This is a genomic window from Actinokineospora enzanensis DSM 44649, assembly GCF_000374445.1.
Classification (GTDB): Bacteria; Actinomycetota; Actinomycetes; order Mycobacteriales; family Pseudonocardiaceae; genus Actinokineospora; species Actinokineospora enzanensis.
Genome location: NZ_KB894412.1, coordinates 105300 through 124645 on the forward strand (window position 1 = coordinate 105300; position 19346 = coordinate 124645).

The 19346-nt window shown below is 70.4% G+C and carries 14 protein-coding genes; 11 read left to right on the forward strand and 3 right to left on the reverse strand.

Going from position 1 to position 19346, the window contains the following annotated elements; all coding sequences use genetic code 11:
* Positions 1-243 precede the first annotated feature (243 nt).
* The 11 genes from C503_RS0114570 to C503_RS39375 all read left to right on the forward strand — a co-directional run bounded on the left by C503_RS0114570 (position 244) and on the right by C503_RS39375 (position 16763).
* The gene (locus C503_RS0114570) at positions 244-2475 is read left to right on the forward strand and encodes a VWA domain-containing protein (protein ID WP_018682951.1); all 2232 of its coding nucleotides are present in this window, start codon (positions 244-246) and stop codon (positions 2473-2475) included.
* 45 nt (positions 2476-2520) lie between these two features.
* Complete coding sequence (locus C503_RS0114575; RefSeq protein WP_033400629.1) at positions 2521-5664, forward strand: tubulin-like doman-containing protein; 3144 nt, start codon at positions 2521-2523, stop codon at positions 5662-5664.
* Positions 5649-7859 carry an MFS transporter gene (locus C503_RS0114580; protein WP_018682953.1) on the forward strand — a complete coding sequence of 737 codons (2211 nt, stop codon included), beginning with the start codon at positions 5649-5651 and terminating at the stop codon, positions 7857-7859. The genes C503_RS0114575 and C503_RS0114580 overlap by 16 nt, the downstream gene beginning before the upstream one ends.
* Positions 7856-8794, forward strand: coding sequence for a hypothetical protein (locus tag C503_RS0114585; protein ID WP_018682954.1), 939 nt, complete (start codon positions 7856-7858; stop codon positions 8792-8794). The genes C503_RS0114580 and C503_RS0114585 overlap by 4 nt, the downstream gene beginning before the upstream one ends.
* A complete protein-coding gene (locus C503_RS0114590; RefSeq protein WP_018682955.1) occupies positions 8794-9894 on the forward strand; it encodes a TRAFAC clade GTPase domain-containing protein in 1101 nt (366 codons plus the stop codon). Before C503_RS0114585 ends, C503_RS0114590 begins: the two co-directional genes overlap by 1 nt.
* Positions 9891-11279 (forward strand): hypothetical protein, encoded by a 1389-nt coding sequence (locus C503_RS0114595; protein WP_026316315.1) that lies wholly within the window; start codon positions 9891-9893, stop codon positions 11277-11279. The genes C503_RS0114590 and C503_RS0114595 overlap by 4 nt, the downstream gene beginning before the upstream one ends.
* Positions 11280-11458: 179 nt before the next feature.
* Positions 11459-12727, forward strand: coding sequence for an ABC transporter substrate-binding protein (locus C503_RS0114600; RefSeq protein WP_425393523.1), 1269 nt, complete (start codon positions 11459-11461; stop codon positions 12725-12727).
* A gap of 14 nt (positions 12728-12741) precedes the next feature.
* Positions 12742-13611, forward strand: a complete 870-nt coding sequence (locus tag C503_RS0114605; RefSeq protein ID WP_245572484.1) for a carbohydrate ABC transporter permease — start codon at positions 12742-12744, stop codon at positions 13609-13611.
* The gene (locus C503_RS0114610) at positions 13608-14405 is read left to right on the forward strand and encodes a carbohydrate ABC transporter permease (protein WP_051114823.1); all 798 of its coding nucleotides are present in this window, start codon (positions 13608-13610) and stop codon (positions 14403-14405) included. Before C503_RS0114605 ends, C503_RS0114610 begins: the two co-directional genes overlap by 4 nt.
* Positions 14406-14415: 10 nt before the next feature.
* Positions 14416-15741 (forward strand): GH1 family beta-glucosidase, encoded by a 1326-nt coding sequence (locus C503_RS0114615; RefSeq protein WP_018682959.1) that lies wholly within the window; start codon positions 14416-14418, stop codon positions 15739-15741.
* Positions 15702-16763, forward strand: a complete 1062-nt coding sequence (locus tag C503_RS39375; RefSeq protein WP_051114824.1) for an IS630 family transposase — start codon at positions 15702-15704, stop codon at positions 16761-16763. Before C503_RS0114615 ends, C503_RS39375 begins: the two co-directional genes overlap by 40 nt.
* 34 nt (positions 16764-16797) lie before the next feature.
* Here C503_RS39375 and C503_RS0114625 read toward each other — a convergent pair whose 3' ends face one another.
* The 3 genes from C503_RS0114625 to C503_RS0114635 all read right to left on the reverse strand — a co-directional run bounded on the left by C503_RS0114625 (position 16798) and on the right by C503_RS0114635 (position 19341).
* Complete coding sequence (locus C503_RS0114625; protein ID WP_018682961.1) at positions 16798-17649, reverse strand: hypothetical protein; 852 nt, start codon at positions 17647-17649, stop codon at positions 16798-16800.
* A 268-nt stretch (positions 17650-17917) separates the two neighbouring features.
* Positions 17918-18115 carry an MbtH family protein gene (locus tag C503_RS0114630; protein ID WP_018682962.1) on the reverse strand — a complete coding sequence of 66 codons (198 nt, stop codon included), beginning with the start codon at positions 18113-18115 and terminating at the stop codon, positions 17918-17920.
* On the reverse strand, positions 18112-19341 hold the full coding sequence (locus tag C503_RS0114635) for an MFS transporter (protein ID WP_018682963.1): 1230 nt from the start codon (positions 19339-19341) through the stop codon (positions 18112-18114). Before C503_RS0114635 ends, C503_RS0114630 begins: the two co-directional genes overlap by 4 nt.
* Positions 19342-19346: the final 5 nt, after the last annotated feature.

Consider the following 19346-nt stretch of genomic DNA (forward strand, 5'->3'; position numbering starts at 1 on the left):
AAAACGAGTAACGACTGTCGGGGAGCGTCCGACTAGGCGTTTAGACCGGTCGAGCCGGATGCGCGTGCGTGGGTGGAGGACGCCTTGGAACACAAGGCCAAACGAGTGATCGGTACACGGATGGTAGCCGCGGCGCTGGCCGCGTCCACAATGGTCGGGGCGTTACTGGTCCATTCGGGCGAACCCGCGCGCGCGGATTTCTCGACAGCTTCCGCCGCCGCTGGACAAAATCAGGACATAGAAGTGAAGCCTGCTCAGATCGTCATTCTGGTCGACGAGTCCGGCAGTATCGGCGCGGACGACATGGTCCGGGAGCAGAACGCCGCGCGGCTCATCGCCCAAGGCGAGTTCTCCACCAGGTCGACCGTCTCGGTGGTCGGCTTCGCCAGCGACAACGGCACCCGGTCGCCGGTGGACGCGGTGTGCCCGCAGGTGGTGGTGACCGGTCCGGCCGAGCGCGAGCACCTCGCCGAGTGCGTCGGCGGGCTGCGCAAGCGGAGCGACGGCGAGGGCAACGGCACCGACCACGCGCAGGCGCTCGCCGCCGCGCTCGGCTACCTCGGGCAGGGCTCGCCGGACGACGGGCCGAAGCTGGTGTTCCTGCTGACCGACGGCGTGCTGGACGTCACCGGCAGCCAGCAGTACGGCACCGGCAAGACCACCGCGCAGATCACCGCCGCCGCGCAGGAGGTGATCCGGACCTCGCTGGCCACCGCCCGGCAGCGCGGGGTGCAGGTGTGGCCGCTCGGGTTCGGCAAGGTCGACGAGGCGGCGTTGCGCGCCTTCGCCGAGGGCGGCTACCAGGGCTCGTGCGGGCCGACCGTGCCCAAGCCGAGCGCGAAGATCGTGGCCGGTTCGGCGGACGTGGGCCGGGCGATGCTGGAGTCCTACGCCAACGCCCGGTGCGCGGGCCAGGGGCCGATCGTGGTGCAGCCGCTGTCGCCTGGGTCGACGGTGGAGACCCAGGTCAGCATCCCGGCCATAGCGACCGATGGCGCGATCACCGTCGTGAAGCAGGATGGCCGTGTCCGCGTGGACTACCTGGACCCGACCGGTGCCCCGGTGCCGAAGACGGGTTCGCTGCCCAGCGGCAGGTTCGAGGTGAGCGGCGAGAACGGCGGCGTCGAGGTGCTGCGCATCACCGATCCGACGCCGGGCACCTGGACGGTGCGCGCGACCTCGCCGCCGGAGGTGCCGCAGCAGGAGGTGCTGACCACGGTGACCTGGCTGGGCGCCGCGCAGGCGACCATCCTGGTGGACCCGCGCGCGCCCGCGAAGGGGCAGCCGGTGACGGTGTCGGTGCAGGCGCTGCTGCGCGGCGGCAAGCCGATCGCCCAGCCGGACCTGTTGCGCGGCCTGAGCTTCACCGCGGAGGCGAGCGGGAAGTCCCTGCCCGCGCAGGAGATCCCGCTGCGTGACGACGGCCAGGACCCGGACGCGGCCCCGGACGGCACCTACACCGGCCGGATGACGCTGCCCGACGACGTGACCGGCGTGATGACCTTCCGCGGCCGGGTGACCGGCCTGGGGATCAGCGCGGCGGACGCGGTGGCGACCGTCGAGGTCTCCCCGGAGCTGCCGAAGCTGCTGGCCACGGCCACGCTGCCGCGGCTGGGCGAGGCAGTCGCGCCGGGACGGTCGCAGGACGCCACGGTGTCGGTGTCGAACAACACCGGGCAGCGGAAGCGTCTGCGGGTGGAGGTGAACGCGGCAGGCGGCGCCCAGGTGACCATCCCGGCGGCGGACGCGGTGCACGACGTCGACCCGGGGCAGAGCACCTTCACCGTCCCGCTGGTCATCGGCGCGAACACCCCTGAGGGCTACCTCACCGGCGTGGTGCGGATCGTGAACGACGCGAACCCGAGCACGGTGGTGCACGAGAAGCCGTTCACCATCCAGGTGGCCTACCCGCCGCCGCCGTTCCCGTGGCTGACCACGATCCTGGTGACCCTGCTCGGCATCGCGGGCATCACCGCGGCGCTGTGGCTGGTGCTGCGCAGGCGTTCGCAGGAGGTGCGCGGGCTGCGGGTGCACGTGGTGCGCGGCGAGCACCGGGTGTACCTGCCCACCGAGGAGCGCCAGGCCAAGGAGTTCCGGTTCACGGTGGACGGTCACGGCCCGGTGCCGCGGCTGGACCTGGCCACCGCGGGCGACCCGGCCGCGTACGTGCTCACCCGCTCGCGGGCCGGGCTGCGGCTGCGCACGCCCTTCGGCGAGACGGTGAGCACCCAGCTCGACGAGCCGGTGGAGGTGGGCGAGGGGCTGTCCGTGGTGGTCACCATGGACCCGGACTACGCCCCGGCCGAGCCGCCGCCGGACGACCCGTACGCCGGTTACGACCGGCCGGACCAGTTCGACACCCCGCCCGCCGGGGAGCCCACCGCGCACTTCCCCAACCAGCGCGACCACGGGTCGTGGGACGAGGCGGCCGGTCCGCCGCCGCCGAGACCGCGCCGGTCCGACCCGTACCTGTAAACCCCGGACACCGCCGGTGGGGCGTTCGCCGGCAGGAGGATGACCATGCAGATCTATCAGCCGATGCTCTTCGTCGGTCTCGGCGGCACCGGGTGCCGCATCGGCGCCGAGCTGGAGCGCAGGCTCCGCGAGGAGCTGTGCGGGCCGGACGGTGCCGCGCTGCGCGACCGCATGCCGGGCGAGTCGATGCTGCCCTACCAGCTGCCTGGCTGCCTGCAGTTCGTGTACGCCGACCTCGCCGAGGACGAGTTCGGCCACGTGGAGAGCCGGGTCGTGCCGGACCGGGCGTACCTCCCCGCGGCCGAGCGCACCTACACGATGGTGCGCGAGCTGGTCCCGCCCTACGACACCTACCCGGAGGTGGCGCGCAGCCTGCGGCTGAGCGCGGCGCCGGTGGTGGAGGAGTGGATCCCGCCCGCGCAGGACGAGCCGCGGGTGGGCCCGCTGGCCAAGGGCGCGGGGCAGCTGCCCACGGTGGGCCGGGCGGCGCTGTTCGAGACCTTCCGCGGCGGGCTGGCCCCGGCGCGGGACTCGCTGTTCAAGGCGGTCGGCAGCATCAGCAACTCGGGCGGCCAGCTGGCCCAGCTCGGCGGGCGGCTGCGCGACTCGGTGGACGTGTTCGTGGCGTTCTCGGTGGCGGGCGGCACCGGCGCGGGCCTGTTCTTCGACTACCTGCACCTGGTCGGCGACGTGCTCAACGACCAGGGCTACAAGGCGCGGATCTTCCCGCTGGTGCTGATGCCCTCGGCGTTCCAGGACGGGCTCGGCGGCGGACGGGCCGCGGAGCTGAACGCGGCGCGCGCGCTGCTGGACCTGTTCCGGCTGGTGGACGACCAGAACTCGCAGGTGGCCGGTACGGCGCTGGACCGGCGCGGCATCGACGGCGCGCTGTCGGTGCGCTACCCGAGCGGCGCGGAGATCCGGCTGCGCGCGTCCACCGTGCAGACGGCGTTCCTGTTCAGCCTGTCCGCGGGCATGCACCGCGACGACCTGCACCGCTCGGTGGTGTCGCTGCTGCTGTCGCTGATCGGCACGGACATGCCCGCGGAGACCGAGTCCGGGGTCTACCTGGACCGCAACTTCCAGTCGTTCGCCGACAGTTTCATCAACAGCGCCAGCACCCGCGGCGTGCCCGCGGCGACCGGCATCGGCAAGCGCGGCGTGTCCACCAGCGCGGTCGCGTCCATGACCGTGCCGGTGGAGGACCTGGCCGACATCGTCAGCTCCCGGCTGCTCGCGGACGCGGTCACCGAGATGGCCAACCCGACCGGCATGGCCGGGGAGAACAACCGCGAGCTGGTGTTCCGCGCGTTCCAGGACGCCAACATCGACCCGCTGCTGCAGCGCGCGCCGCTGCCGATCAACTCGCCGAACGCGGTGGACGGCGGCGACGCGATCCTGGCGATGCTCAACACCCGCAAGCGCACCATGGAGGCCAGCCTGGCCACCCAGGAGCAGGAGCTGGCCCGGTCGGTGCCGGACCTGGCCGGTCAGTTCAACCCGATGCGCGCGATCGCCATGATGATCGGCGAGCTCGGCGTGTTCCGGCTGGGCCGGGTGTTCATGGGCGAGTCGGGCCTGAGCGACCCGGTCAGCAACACCGGGTTCGTGAAGCTGGTGGAGAGCAGGCGCGGCGAGCCCGCCGCGCCGCCCGGCGTGACCGTGGGCGGTCCGGCGCCGGACGTGCGGAAGACCAAGTGGTACAAGAAGATCCGCTTCTCCGACCCGGTGGTGCGCGCGTCGGTACGCCGCCAGGACGAGTGGTACGCGTGGCGCGCGCAGCGGGCCTGGCACGCGGCGTGGAACGAACAGGCGCCGCGCTGGGACCGCAAGCTGCGCACGGTGGAGAAGGAGATCGTGGCGCTGCTGGAGGGGTTCCGGGAGCACGCGCGCACCGAGGACGCCCGGTTCACCCGCCGTTCCAAGGCGCTCTACGAGCCCCGCGTCGGTGTGTCCTACCTGCTGCCGCGGCAGGGTCAGCTGCCCTCCTTCTACAGCGCGGTGTTCCGCAGGCTGGTGTCGGTCTACGCCGACCAGAACCGGTTGCACGCCACCGCGACCCCCGCCCAGGTGGTCGACGCGATCATCGGCGTGAACGGCTGGAACGCCGCGTTCGCCGAGTTCCAGGAGCACGGCGTGGTGGAGGGCCCCGGCCGCGCGGTGGCCGTGGTGCGCGGGCTGGTCAAGACCGAGGTCATGCGGCTGTTCCGGTACACCGACGACATGAACCAGCCGCTGCTGGCGAGCCTGCACGATCTGCTGGCCGCGGCCGCGGGCCGCACCGGCACCCGGGGCTCGGTCAACGACGACGACCTGGCCCAGTTCCGGGAGAAGCTGGCTGGCCTGGTGCCCGGCGGGTTCGCGCCCGCGGGCCGGGGCCGGTTGAAGATCCTGCTGTCCTACCCGTCGCCCGCGGGCAAGCGGGACGCGGAACTGGAGAAGTTCCTGCGGCAGGAGGTGAACCTGCCGCGCGACGTGGACACCATCCCGGAGTTCCGGCCGATCGACGCCGAGTCGATCGCGGTGGTGCTGTTCCGGTCCTCGATGGGCATCACCGAGGTGCCGGAGGTGCGGCGGATCCTGGCGCACTGGGCGGACGCGGTGGCCGACAACCGCAAGAACGACTTCCTACAGTGGCGGCAGCGCACCGGCTACCGGTTCGGCTACCTGGCCACCAGCCAGGAGGACCGGACCCGGATCCTGCACCACATCCTGTGCGCGGCCTGGAACGGCTACCTGGAGTGCTCCGGCGACCTGGTCGCGCCCAAGGCGGTCAACGTCTATCTCGGCGACTCCGAGATCAGCATGCGGCTGGACCTGGTCGCCTACGGCAGGCTGTCCAGCTGGGCCAGCCTGATCTCCGAGTACGAGCGGTGGGTGCTGGCCGACAGCGAGCAGATCCGGCAGGACTTCGGCGACCGGCTGATGGACACCCGGCCCAACGGGCTCAGCGGCGACCTGACGCCGCCCGCGCCGGTGTTCCGCGCGCTGATGGATCTCGCCGCGCACCAGGTGGAGGAGACCTCGAAGCTGCTGGCCGAGAACAAGGCGTCCGGCCGCCGCAAGCTGGAGGCGGTGCACGAGTTCTGGACGGTGACCTTCCGGGACGCGCTGCAGCTGCGCTTCCGCGGCGCCGAGGACGCCCACCAGGAGAACCTGGAGGAGCTCTACGAGTGGGCGCTGCGATGAACCGGTACGGCGGATCGGGCGGGGCGGGCACGGTGCGGGTGCTGGACATCCGCGAGCCGGGCCAGGACCTGTCCTTCCTGGACCGGTTGAACCGGGACACCGCGCACCGGGCGGGCCTGGCGGGCCGAGTCGTGGTGGTGGACAACACCGCCACGCTGCTGGCCAACCACGAGCGCTACCAGCGGCTGGTGTCGCTCGGCCACGTCGGCGCGGTGGTGTGCGTGGCGGTCGGCCCGCTGGCCGCGGACGGCGGCACCCGGCTGGAGCAGTCCGCGGCGCTGGGCCAGGACGCGGTGACGGTGTGGGTGGGCGACGAGTGGGGCAGCCGCTGGGCGGGCGGGTCGGACCGGCCGCGTCCGGTCACCGACGGGCCGCCCGGCCTGGACGACCTGCTGGCCGCGTTGCGCGCGGCGGAGGTGTTCGACGCGGTCTGCGCGGCGGTGCGGGAAGTGCCGCACCAGACGGTGAGCCCGGGGGTGGAGGTGGTGCATCCGTCGGTGGGTTCCGAGGAGTTACGGGCGTTGCGCGCGACGGCGTTGTCCGAGCTGGTCGACCACAGCCTGACCGACCGCGCGTGGCCCGCGCCGCCCGCGTCCGCGCGCGGGAACACCGCCCCGGAGACGGGCAGGGACACGGTCGTGTCGGGTTCCCCGCTGGCGATGAGCGCTCAACGGGCCCGGTACGCGGCCGAGTCGTTGATGACCGCGGCGATGATGGCCCCCGGTCTGCTCGGGCTGCTGCGCGGCCCCCGCGTCGACCCGGGACCGGCGCTGCGGGCGTTCGAGGAGCACGCCGCGCAGGCCGACGACGCGCTCGCGTTGATCGACCGGCAGGCCGGGGGCGGGGACGTGTCGGCGCAGCTGGTCGCGTTGGGCGTGCCACCCGCCGACCCGCCCGCGCACCACGCGATCGCCACCGGCCTGGACAACCTGCTGGGCGACGAGCTGCGCGCGGGGCGGTCGCTGCGTGACCTGTCGGTGCGGCTGCGCCAGATGTCCAACGAGAGCGTGCCCGAGAGCGGTGAGACGGCCCGCGCCGAGCTTTCCGGGCTCCGCCAGGGGTTGCGGTCGCTGCGCTCGCCCACGCCGCCCCGGCTGTGGGACCTGCCCGCCATACCGTTGATCGTGGCGGCGGCGCTGACCACGACGGCGGTGGGCTGGCTGACCGGCAGCGTGATCGCGAGCAGCGTGCTGACCGGCGTGTGGCTGGCGATGCTGGCGTTGATGGCCGTGCGCCTGCCGGACAAGGCCGGACGCAGACCGGAGGCGGCGTCGGCGTTGGGCGCCGCGGCGGCGACAGCGGCGGCCGGGACGATCGTGGCGACGCTGCTGCCCGCGTCCCCGCTGCCGCCCGCGGCCGCCGCCGTGCTCGCGGCCGTGTGCCTGGTGCTCGCGCTCGGCGCGGTGCCGCTGGCCTGGCGGACGGTGCTGGCCCGCTGGGTGAGCGAGCTGCGCCCGGCGGCGGTCCGGCAGGCGGTGACCCGCGCCGAGTCCATAGTGGACGTCCGGGTGCTCGGCCACGTGCGCGGCCTGCACCACACCCGGCGGCTGTCCGCCGCCTGCCTGCTGCTCGCCTCCGGCACCGCCGACCTGGCCGACCTCTACCACGACCGGGCGGGCGACGCCCCGCGCAGGCACGGCTCGGCCACCGAACTGTCCGCGGTGCTGCGCGCGGACCTGGTGTCGCTGGTCCGGCACGCGTTGCGGGACTACCTGACCGACATCGGCGGCGACACGCTGCTCGACACCGACACCGACAACCTGGTCGCCAACGCCAGCCGGGACCTGACCGCGTACCACGGCTTCCTGGACACGCACGGCGTGCACGCGCGGCCACCGATGGTCGACGACGAAGGCGGCCGGGAGCGGCTCAGCCGCTCGCTGTGGCAGCGCTCCGAGGCGGGCCGCCGGGTGCTGCGCGGCGACGGCCGCGAGGAGCTGGTGCAGCTGTGCCGCACCGGCGACACCCGCTCGATCAACCTCGACTGGTCCCGAACCCGGGTGCTGCGGTTCGCGCCGCGCCTGGTGCAGGACATCGTGCTGGGTCCGGGCAGCGGCGTCGACGTGATCACCACCGGGGCCGACCTGACCGGCGTGCTCCGGCTGATGCCGCTGGTCCCCGGGCGCGTCACGCACCGGCACCCCACGCACACCGAGGCAGGCGCCGAGGGCGCCACAGGAGGGAGCGCCCCGTGACCGGCATGTCGGGACTGATCAAGCTGGTCGGCCGGGCCCCGACCGGCCACACCCTCACCTGGGAGGTGAAGGTCGACACCGCGCTGGAGCACCCCGGCTCCGGCCTGCGCAGCCACCGGGTGCGCACCGCGGACGGGCTCGTCTACGTGCAGCGCACCCCGCGCGGCGCGACCACCGACCGGGCCCGCGCCCTGCTGGACAACGAGATCCGCGCGCTGGCCCGGCTCACCCACGCCTTCCCGGACGACCCGGTCCCGTTCCCGCGCCTGGTCGGCTACGACATGGACAGCGCCGATCCGTGGGCGCTGGTGGCCGAGTACCGGGGCAAGCCCGCCCGCGCCGTGGTCGGCGGCCTGCTCGACCGCACCGCCTTCACCGCGGGCCTGTTCGACGCGGTCGCGCACGCCACCGCGGTGGGTGTGAGCCTGGAACGGCTGGACCTGGACGCCCTGTACGTGGAGGGCACCGCGGTCCAGGTGGTGGTGTTCGAGCACTCGGCGTTGTTCGACGAGCCGCGGCCGGACCGGCGCGGGTTCGTCAGCGGCCAGCAGGACGTGCTCGACGCGGGCAAGGTGCTCTACGAGGTGTACACCGGCACCCGCGCCCAGTCCGACCGGCCCGACCTCGCGGGCCTGTCCGCGCTGCGCCCGTTGGCCGACGTGTTCCACCGGGAGGGCGAGCGGCCGGACCCGCGCGACGTGGTGGAGCGGTTGGGCCAGTCGGCGCGGCGTCCGGCGGTGCCGCAGTCCATTCTGGACGGTCGGGCCGCGTTCGACCTGGCCCACGCGCGCAAGCAGCCGGTCGAGCAGCCGCCGCCCCCGCCGGAGCCGCCCGCACCGCCCGACAACCGGACCGCCCGGGTCGTCATCGCCGTCTCCCTGGCGGTGTTCGCGATCGCGGTGGCGGTCCTGCTGATCCTCATCGGAGGCAAGTGATGGCCGCGCCCCCCGAGACCGCCGCCCGCGTGGTCACCTGTCCGATCTGCCTCGACCGGTTCCCGTGGGACGAGACCGAGCCGCTGGAGTACGACTCCCGCGAGGGCCGGTACAAGCCGGTGGAGCAGACCGAGTTCAGCAACCCGGACGTGCTCGCGGACGTGCGCAGGCTCTGGTACATCCGCTGCCCCAACACCTCCGACCCGGACTCGCCCAACCACTACCTGCCGGTGGGCTACGCCGACTACCCCGACCCGCTGGTGATCGCGCTGATCGGCAGACCGCGCTCGGGCAAGACCCACCTCGTGGTGGCGATGATCCGGGAGCTGCTCAACGGCTCCGCCGGGAGCGGACTGCGCGCGAAGGCCCTGGACGTCCACCAGAACAACACCTTCCGGCGCGACTTCCTCGACCCGTTCGAGCACGGCACCCGGCTCGCCGGTACCCGCAACGACCTCGGCACGTACCTGCAGTGGCTGGTGCTGGAGTGCGGTGGGGTGAAACGGCCGCTGGTGTTCTTCGACATCGCGGGCGAGGACTACCGCAACCAGGTGTACAACAGCCGCAGCACCCGGTTCCTGGTCAACGCGGGCGCGGTGCTGTTCGTCGAGGACGCCGCGCACGTGCTGCACTCGGCGGCCGAGCAGCAGGACCTGGCGTTCGACGGCTCGCTGGCCAACCCGTTGGGCGCCAACGCCACCAACGAGTACGTGCAGGAGGCCAAGAACCGGCTGCGCGGCGGCGGCGTCGACCTGCCGTGCGCGGTGGCGGTGACCAAGTCGGACCGCCTGCGCTACGTCAGCCCGGCCGACCGCTGGCTGCGCCACGACCCCGGCGGCGGCCTGTCGGCCACCGACCTGCTCAGCGAGACCAGGGACGTGTACGCGTTGTTCCACGGCAACCGGGCGGCGGACATGATGGAGCTCTACCACCACTTCCGCCGCTGCACCATGCACTTCGTGTCCGCCACCGGCGGCGCCGTCTCGGAGAACACGTTCCCGGCAGGCATGCGGCCGATGCGCGTGCTGGCGCCGCTGCTCGCCCTGTTCGCCATGGCCGGGCTGCCGGTCGGGCCCGACGCCGGACTGGTGGGCAGATGACCACGCAGATGCACGACGTGCTGCCGTTCGGGCAGATCCTGTTCGGCCTGAAGAACGGCGTCCAGCCGATCGCCACCACCCTGGAGCTGTCCGACCACGAGGCCCAGCGGTGGGACGCGCGGCTGCGCCCGTTCAACCGGCTCACGCCCACCTACCAGGGCAACCAGTACCGCACCCCGCGCGAGGCCTTCTCCTACTTCGAGTTCCCCGGCGGCCGGGCCGCGCTGCTGGCCCGGTTCAACGCGGGCGACCTCGGCCGCAACTTCTCGCACGCCATCGTCGGCGCCGCGCCGGACCTGGCCGAGTGGGCGATGTACGTGCCCAAGTGGCACGGCTGGCTGCGGGCCGAGAACCAGACGTTCCAGGAGGTGCAGACCCCGGACTGGAAGGAGCTGCGGTCCGCGTGGCAGCGCGAGGTGCTCGGCACGGCCGAGGAGGACAACCCCCGGCTCATCCACAGCCTGGTGGCCGGCATGCTCGCCGAGCCCGACCGCTGCTTCACCGTCGTCGGCGAGCAGGACACGCTCCGGCTGTTGACGCTGGTCCGGGAGATCCTGCGCCCGATCTTCGCCACTCCCTACGAGCGGTTCGCGTGGACGTTCTCCACCTACGAGCACACCGACACGTCCCCGGAGGCCTACCCCAACCACTCGGGATCGCCCCGGTTGTGGTGCATACCGGATTTCCCCTCATCCGGTGAGACCGAGCGCGTGCGGATCAGGTGGGACGGCGACACCCCGGACAGCCGGTACTCGCGCGCGGCCGACCAGCTGATTGAGACGTACTTCGCCGCAGCGCCGGAGCGCTACCGAAACGCGCTCCTGCAACGGTTCCAGCAGGAGGACGACCGCACCACTCGAATCGCGAAGCTGCTCGACGTGTCCCCTGTGGTCACTCAGCCTGTGGCGCCCGCTCCCCCGGTTCAGGTGCCTGTGCCCCAGCCGGTTCAGTCCGGCTACGGTCTCGGGTATTCCGATCCGATGCCCGCATATCAGCCGACACAGCAGATCCCGCAGCCACCGCCGACCCCCGAGCCCGCGCCCGTGGCCGCGCCGAATGCCGTGGGTTCGCAGGGATCTTCCTTGCCGGCGCGCGAAGTCGCGGACCTGCACAAGACGGTGCACGAGGTGCGTCACCTGGTCACCCGGCTGAACCACCGGGCGGAATACACGTTCTACGCGGTCATCGCCCTGACCGTGGTCACCTTCCTGCTCGCGGTCTTCACCGTCGCGTTCCGACCCGACACGCCCGTGACCCCGGACCCGATCGTCACCACCTCCATAGTCACGGTGCCCGCGGCGCCCACCACGACCACGAACCCGCCGCAGAACCACGAACCCTCGATCCAACGAAACCCGGCCCAGCCCACCACTGTGCCCAGGTGACGAATTGCCCCCCACTCGCCGGGATCCGCACCGACCGGTTTTGGGAACGCTCCCGATTCGATCAGAGGATTTGGCTCTGTACAGGGGAAATCCGACAGCCTTGACAGTGCTGTGTAAGCCACGCCACACTCTCGCGGCAGCCTCACCCCGGGACGCCCGCCGAGAACGAGAGGTCGTTAGTGCACCGTCGAGTGTGGAAGTGCCTGGTCATCGTCGTCGTGGCCGCCCTGTTCTCCGCTTCGTGCGGGACCGGGGCGGCACAGGGGAGGATCACCCTCACCGTCGCGACGTTCTCCGAGTTCGGCTACGACGAGCTGATACCGGAGTACGAGGCGGCGCACCCGGGGATCCGGGTCGTGCAGGAGCGCACCGGCCAGGGCGGCCCGTACCACGACCAGCTGTTCACCCGCCTGGGCGCGGGTTCCGGGCTGGGCGACGTGGTGGCCGTCGAGGAGGGGCACCTGTCCGATGTGCTCGCCCAGGCTCGGTTGTTCAACGACCTGACCGAGATCGGGCCCGCCGACGTCAAGGCGGACCGGTGGCTGGACTGGAAGTACCAGGCGGGCCGGGCCAGGAACGGCGCGTTGATCGGCTATGGCACGGACATCGGGCCACTGGCCATGTGCTACCGCCGCGACCTGCTCGACGCCGCCGGGCTGCCCAGCGACCCGGAGTCGGTGAAGTCCCTGTTCGCCACCTGGGACAGCTACTTCGCGGCGGGCGACACGTTCCACGCGCGCACCGGCAAGGCCTGGTTCGACTCGGACTCGCAGATCTTCAACGCGATGCAGAACCAGTTGCCCACCGGCTACTTCGACACCGACGACCGGCTCGTCATCGACACCGAACCGGCCATCCGACACAACTGGGACGCGGTGACGGCGGCGGGCGCGCGTGGACAGTCGGCCGGGTTGACCGCGTTCTCCACCGACTGGGATGCCGGGTTCGCGGCCGGGGCGTTCGCCACCAAGACGTGTCCATCGTGGATGCTCGGCGTGATCAAGGCCAAGGCGGGCGCGGACAACGCAGGCAAGTGGGCGGTCACCGACGCGTTCCCCGGCGGCGGGGGCAACTGGGGCGGCTCGTACCTCGCCGTGCCGAAGCAGTCCAAGCACCCGCGCGAGGCCGCCGAGCTGGCCGCCTGGCTGACCGCGCCGCAACAGCAGATCCGCGCGTTCGCCAAGACCGGCAACTTCCCGAGCCAGACGGCGGCACTCGACTCGCCGGAGCTGCTGGGCACGGTCGACGCGTACTTCGGCGGCACGCGAACCGGCGAGCTGTTCGCCGCGCGGGCTCGGCAGGTCGGCAAGGCGCAGTACAAGGGGCCCGGGGACGGGCGCATCCAGGAGAACGTGATGGCGCCCGCGCTGCACGCGGTCGAGCAGGGCGAGCCGCCGGAGCAGGGCTGGCAGCAGGCGGTGGAGGGCGCGCGGAGAATCGCCCGGTGACCATGTCGGTGAGCATGAGGTCGCGCGCACCGTACCTGTTCATCCTCCCGTTCTTCGCGGTGTTCGGGTTCGTCGTCGTGTATCCGCTGATATACAACGGCTACCTCGCGCTGTTCGACTGGGACCTGCTCGACGACTCGCCCGCGTTCGTCGGCTTCGGCAACTACGCGGCACTGCTCACCGACGAGCGGTTCGGCCGGGCGGTGGTGAACACGCTCAGCCTGGTCGCGTTGACGACGGTGCCGCAGCTGGTGATCGCGATCGGGCTGGCCGCGCTGCTGGACACGCGCCGGATCGCGTCCCGGTGGGAGATCGGCATCCTGCTGCCCTGCGCGATGAGCCTGGTGGCCGTGGCGATCGTCTTCGCGAACCTGTTCGGGCCGAGGTTCGGGCTGGTCAACGACGCGCTGACAGCGGTGGGGCTGGACCCGGTGGACTGGCAGGCGGACCGGTTCGCCGCGCACCTGGCCATCGCGTCCATGGTCGACTGGCGGTGGACCGGCTACAACGCGCTGATCGTGCTCGCCGCGCTCCGGGCGGTACCACGCGAACCGCACGAGGCGGCACTGCTCGACGGGGCGGGTCCGATGCGGCGGTTCACGAGTGTCACCCTGCCGTTACTGCGGCCGACGCTGGTGTTCGTGGCCGTGACCTCGACCGTCGGCGGGCTGCAGATCTTCACCGAACCGAAACTGTTCGACATGTTGCCCGGGGCGAACGGGGGCGCGCGCGGGCAGTTCCAGACCGTGACCCTGTACCTGTACCAGGCGGCTTTCGAGGACCGGCACCTCGGCTACGCGGCCGCCATCGCCTGCGTGCTGTTCGTCGTCATCGGCCTGCTGGCCTGGGTGAACTACCGGGTCACCCGGGCGCTGGCCCGGTGAGCGGCCGAAGACGCTGGGCGGGCTGGGTGCTCGCCGGGTTCGTGGCCGGTTCGCTGTTCCCGTTCTACTGGGCGTTCACGGTCGGCAGCCGGGAACCGGGCGCACGGGTGTCGACACCGCTCCCAGGCGGTCACTTCCTGGCCAACGCCCGGCGGGTATTCGACACCGTGCCGTTCTGGCAGGCCCTCGGCAACAGCGTCCTGGTGTCCGCGGCCGTAGCCGCGTCCACGGTCGTGTTCGCCACTCTCGCCGGGTTCGCGTTCGCCCGATTGCGCTTCCCCGGCCGGGACCGACTGTTCGGCATCGTGGTCGCGGGCCTGGCGGTGCCGACCCAACTGGGAATCATCCCCCTCTATCGGGCGATGGCGGATCTCGGCTGGGCAGGCGGGTTGCAGGCGGTGATCGTCCCGAACCTGGTGACCGCCCTCGGCGTCTTCCTGATGCGCCAGTACACCGTCTCGGCGGTACCGGCCGAACTGGTCGAGGCGGCCCGGGTGGACGGTTGCTCACCCTGGGGCGCCTTCCGCCACGTCTGCGTGCCCGCCGTCGGCCCGGCGGCGGCGTTCCTCGGCGTGTTCACGTTCATGACCAGCTGGAACGACTTCCTGTGGCCGCTGGTCGCGCTCGACGCGGACCACCCGACCATCCCACTCGTGCTGGAACGCTTGCAATCCGGGCACTATGTGGACTATTCATTGGTACTCGCCGGGACCACCCTGGCGACGATCCCGGTACTGATCGTGTTCGTCGCGTTCGGTCGCCGGATCACGACCGGGATCGGGCAGCTACCGTGAGGGGGTAGCCGTGTCCACGTTCCCATCCGGCTTCCTGTGGGGCACGGCCACCTCGGCCTACCAGATCGAGGGCGCCACCACGGCCGATGGTCGCGGTATGTCCATCTGGGACACTTTCGCGGACGAACCCGGCCGGGTCGCCGACGGCCACACCGGCGATCCGGCGGCCGACCACTACCACCGGATGCCCGCCGATGTGGCCCTGATGTCCGAGCTCGGGCTGAACGCCTACCGCTTCTCCCTGGCCTGGCCGCGCGTCTGCCCGGACGGCGTGACGGTGAACCCGGCCGGGCTGGACTTCTACGACCGGTTGGTGGACGAACTGTTGACGCACGGCATCACGCCGTCCGCGACGCTCTACCACTGGGATCTTCCACAGCCGTTGGAGGATCGCGGCGGCTGGCCGGAACGTGAGACCGCCTATCGTTTCGCCGACTACGCCGGGGTGGTCGCGGACCGATTAGCCGACCGCGTTCCGCTGTGGACGACCGTGAACGAGCCGTGGTGCGCGGCGTTTCTTGGCTATGCTTCCGGGGTTCACGCACCCGGCCGCCGTGATCCGGGGGCGGCTGTGGCTGCGGCGCATCATCTGTTGCTGGGGCATGGGCTTGCCGTGCAGGCCATCCGATCCCGTGCTGCCACCCGGGTCGGCATCACACTGAACCTGTTCGGGGTCTTCGGTGACGCGGACGCGGTTCGACGGATAGACGGGTTGCAGAATCGACTCTTCCTGGATCCGCTGTTTCGTGGTTTTTACCCTGCGGATGTGCTGGATGACCTACTGCCGTACGCGATTCCGGTGCGCGATGGGGATGTGGAGATCATCGGGGCGCCGATGGACCTGCTGGGGGTGAACTTCTATCGTGACCACGCGGTGTCGTCCGCGTGGGATGGTTCGCCGAACCTGGACTGGCCGGGGAGCGAGCATATCGGGCATGTTCGGCGAGGGTTGCCGGTCACGGATCTCGGGTGGGAGATCCGGGCGGCCGGGTTGACGGAGTTGTTGGTGCGGTTGGCTTCGGAGTACCCGACCGTTCCGTTGTATGTGCATGAGAATGGGGCTTGCTTCGCCGATGTCGTGATGGACGGCGCGGTGCATGATCATGCTCGGTTGGCGTATCTGTCGGATCATGTCCGGGCGGCTCATACGGCGTTGGCCGCGGGGGTGGATCTTCGGGGGTACTTCGCGTGGTCCTTGTTGGACAACTTCGAGTGGTCCGAGGGGTATGGGCGGCGGTTCGGGTTGGTGCATGTGGACTTCGAGACCCAACGCCGGATCGTGAAGGCGAGTGGGGAGTGGTATTCGGAGGTGGCTCGGGGGAACCGGGTGCCGTAGGAGAGGCAACTACAACACCGTTGTGGCGGGCTGAAGGCCGGTTGAAGAAAGAGGTCGCCGAGTTGGCGGGGGTGTCGCGGCCGACGGTGGATCTGTGGCTGTCGCGCTACCAGGCTGAGGGTCTTGCCGGGTTGCTCGATCAGTCTCGTGCCGCGCCGCGCGAACAGGTTCCGGCGGTGATCCGTGGTCGGATTCTGGCGGCCACTCGTCAATCTCCTCCGGTGGAGACGGGTCTGTCACGTTGGTCGAGCCGGGAGATGGCCGCGTTCATCACGCGGACCGAGGGCGTGTCGGTGTCGCATCAGTTTGTGGCGCGACTGTGGCGGCAATATGGATTGGCGCCGCATCGGCAGGGCACGTTCAAGCTCGGCAAGGACCCGGAGTTCGCGGAGAAGATCACGGATATCGTCGGGTTGTATCTGGATCCTCCGGGTGGCGCTGTGGTGCTCAGCGTGGATGAGAAGACGCAGATCCAGGCCCTGGATCGGACCCAGCCGCTGCTGCCGATCACGTTTGACGCGACGGAGAAACGCACACACGACTATGTCCGACATGGCGTCACCAACCTGTTCGCCGCGTTGAACGTGGGCACTGGCGAGGTCCTGGGCGAGTGTGCGCCGGTGCGTGATGGCGCGGCCTTCCTGGCGTTCCTGAAGAAGGCGGTGAAACCGTACGCGGGCAGCGAGGTCCACGTCGTGCTGGACAATCTGTCGATCCACACCACGCCCGAGGTGATGGCGTGGCTGGCTGACAACCCTCGCGTGCGATTTCACTTCACCCCCAAGGGTTCCTCGTGGGTCAACCAGATCGAGATCTGGTTTGGGATCATCACCCGTCAGTCCATCCGCCGGGGCACGTTCAGGTCGGTGAAGGTCCTCATCGGACAGATCCGCGACTACATCACCCACTGGAACGCCAACCCCACGCCGTTCACGTGGACCGCGACCGCCGACGAGATCCTGGCCAAGGTCCGCCTCGTCCAGGCCAACATCAAGAAGCTGGTCGACAACAACGCCAAGTAAAGAAACCAGATTTACGCGACACTAGTACCCGTAGTCAGGCCGACCGGAGGTCGACCAGCAGATCGTCCGCCGCCGCCTGCGCGGCCTCCGACAACGGAGTCGACTTCCCGCGCTTGGCGGCGGCGCGGACTGCATTGGCGCACTGGAGCAGTTGCGCGAGCTTCCCGGCCCTGGTGTTCATGTCGTCGGCGAACGCACGCCGCACCTGCTCCGCGACGGCATGGTCCGTGAGGGACGCCTGCCACAGACAGGCCGCATCGTGCCCTCTCGGGGCCGCCCCCCAGTCCTCCCAGTCGAGCATGTGACCGTCGGTTGTGAGGTTTCCCCAGTGGACATCCGTATGTGCCGTCGCCCATTCGTCGATGCATGTGTCCACGTCGCCGAAAACCTCTGTGATTCGACGCGTGAGATGCTTCTGGCTCATCCCCACTCGCTCGGTGGCGTGTCTGCCGAGCGCCGTCAACGACTCCCGTAGCCCTTCCCACCACGAGTCCGGCAGCGCACGCGCTTCTTCAACGGTGCCGACCACGGGTGCCGTGACCAGCTCCACCTCATCGGCGCGCCACACCACGTCGCGATCCTGATCAACCCACGTGGCGCTTTGGAACCACGCGGGCTTCTTCACATCGTTAATGGTCGCGGCGGCTTCGAGGCCGATCCACACGGCGCTGTTGATCTGCAAGCGCTTACGCCGTTCCACGCGGACCCAGGTGTTCTCAGCCGTGCGGAATCCCTCGGTTGCACCATAAATCCCGTAGACGACCGTAGACCGGTCAAGGTCGACGTCAAGGGCTCGCTCGACTCGATCCAAGACGTCCAGATGAGGGTTGACTCGCACGTCAAATACGGGGTTGGGTTCAAAGCCGATCGGCTGAGCGATGCTCATGGAGGTACCCTTCGATATCGACTGGCGCCGCCCTGCATGATGCACCAGGGGCATCCATGTCGTTACAGCGGGTGCGTCCACTCGACTGGGCCACGCCGTCGTTAGGTGTCGTTTGGGGCGTGGGATCACGTTCCGTTTGTCGGTGGCGCCGGTTCCCGGGGCCTGGTGTCCTGCCCCCAGAGTGCTCGCCTCCGGCCCCCCGGAATCCGGCATACCGGGGGGCACCGACAAGGCCAGGCGCCAAGGCGATCGCGCCTGTGGACAACCCTCAGACAGCGTCCATCTGCTCGCGCAGCGACCGAGGCCGCATGTCCGTCCACACCCGATCCACGTGCGCGGTGCAGTGGTCCTTGCTCCCCCGGGTCCCCTCGGCCCGCCACCCGGCCGGGATCTCCCGATGCGCGGGCCACAGCGAGTACTGGTCCTCGGAGTTCACCAGCACACAGTAGGTAGCGTCGTCGTTCACAGTCGGCCTTCCTCTCCTTGTCGCAAACCGGGATAACGCCGAAGCGTCGGATTCACAGTCACCGCGAGGGTCACCACTGCCATACCCCCCGCAGCAACCAACACCGCAGTCGTAGGTGACACCGCCTCGACCAAAAGTCCGCCCAACGCAGGCCCAAGAGCGGCAGCACCCCCCACGACGACACTCATCACCCCACTGAGCCGTCCGCGAAGCTCGTCCGGGGTAAGCAGGAGCTGGTGCGTCGTGATCGTCGTATTGGCAGTGGGCGCCAGCAATGCCATGCCAGTGAACAACAACCCCAGCACCAACCCACGATCGATAAACACAGCCAACGGCGCCAGCCCGGTCAACACCCAGAACACACCCGCGATGGAGACATATGGGCTGAGCAGCCGGTGCAGATAGGGCGCGAGCAGAGACCCTACGATCCCGCCCACCCCCAACATCGCCGCCATGACACCGATCTCGGCGGAGGACACCCCGCGGCGATCGGCCAGGACGATGACCACGAGGTAGTACGCACTGAAGAACAGGTTCAGCGTCAACGCACACCAAGCGGTCACCCGGACCTCTCGATGCCGCCACACCCACCGCATCCCCTCGGCGATCTCCCGCCCGAGGTTCCCCAACGGCTCCGGCTTCGTCTCCCGGCGTGGAACTCGCAGGAATGACAGCGCGATGAACGACACCAGGTGCGTGACGAGATCCATCAGGAACGGAACCCACCGCCCGACCGCGAACAGCAAGCCGCCCAGAGCATTCCCAGCCATCTGCCCCACCGACGACCGCGCCGCGTTCATCGCGATCGCCGTGGGCAGCTGCTCCTCCGGCACCAACGCGGGCAATGCCGCGTCCTCCGCCGGTTCGAACAGTGCCCGACAGACACCCAGGACTGCTGCCACCGCCACCATGTGCGGGACCGTCGCGACCCCGGCGATGATCGCCGCCACCAACGTCCCGAGCGCGACCACCTGTGCCAGCTCGCAGGCGACCATGATCCGCTTGCGGTTCCACCGGTCCACCAGCGCACCCGCGGGCAACCCCACCACCAGCTGGGCCACCGCGTCCGCCGCCAACACGAGACCGGACGCGGCCGCAGAGCCGGTGAGCGCGAGCACGAGCAACGGGAACGCGATCATCGTCGCGCTGAACCCGATCTCCGCGCACGCCTGGCCGACCCACAGCAGCGTGTAGTTCCGGTTCCGCGCCAGCGGCGCCGCAGGCATCACCG

What these genes read in the sequence shown, in the direction of transcription:
- C503_RS0114625 (WP_018682961.1), bottom strand. Translation starts at nt 17,649, where the DNA reads ATGAGCATCGCTCAGCCGATCGGCTTTGAACCCAACCCCGTATTTGAC.
- C503_RS0114595 (WP_026316315.1), top strand. Translation starts at nt 9,891, where the DNA reads ATGACCACGCAGATGCACGACGTGCTGCCGTTCGGGCAGATCCTGTTC.
- C503_RS0114635 (WP_018682963.1), bottom strand. Translation starts at nt 19,341, where the DNA reads ATGCCTGCGGCGCCGCTGGCGCGGAACCGGAACTACACGCTGCTGTGG.
- C503_RS0114605 (WP_245572484.1), top strand. Translation starts at nt 12,742, where the DNA reads ATGAGGTCGCGCGCACCGTACCTGTTCATCCTCCCGTTCTTCGCGGTG.
- C503_RS0114590 (WP_018682955.1), top strand. Translation starts at nt 8,794, where the DNA reads ATGGCCGCGCCCCCCGAGACCGCCGCCCGCGTGGTCACCTGTCCGATC.
- C503_RS0114575 (WP_033400629.1), top strand. Translation starts at nt 2,521, where the DNA reads ATGCAGATCTATCAGCCGATGCTCTTCGTCGGTCTCGGCGGCACCGGG.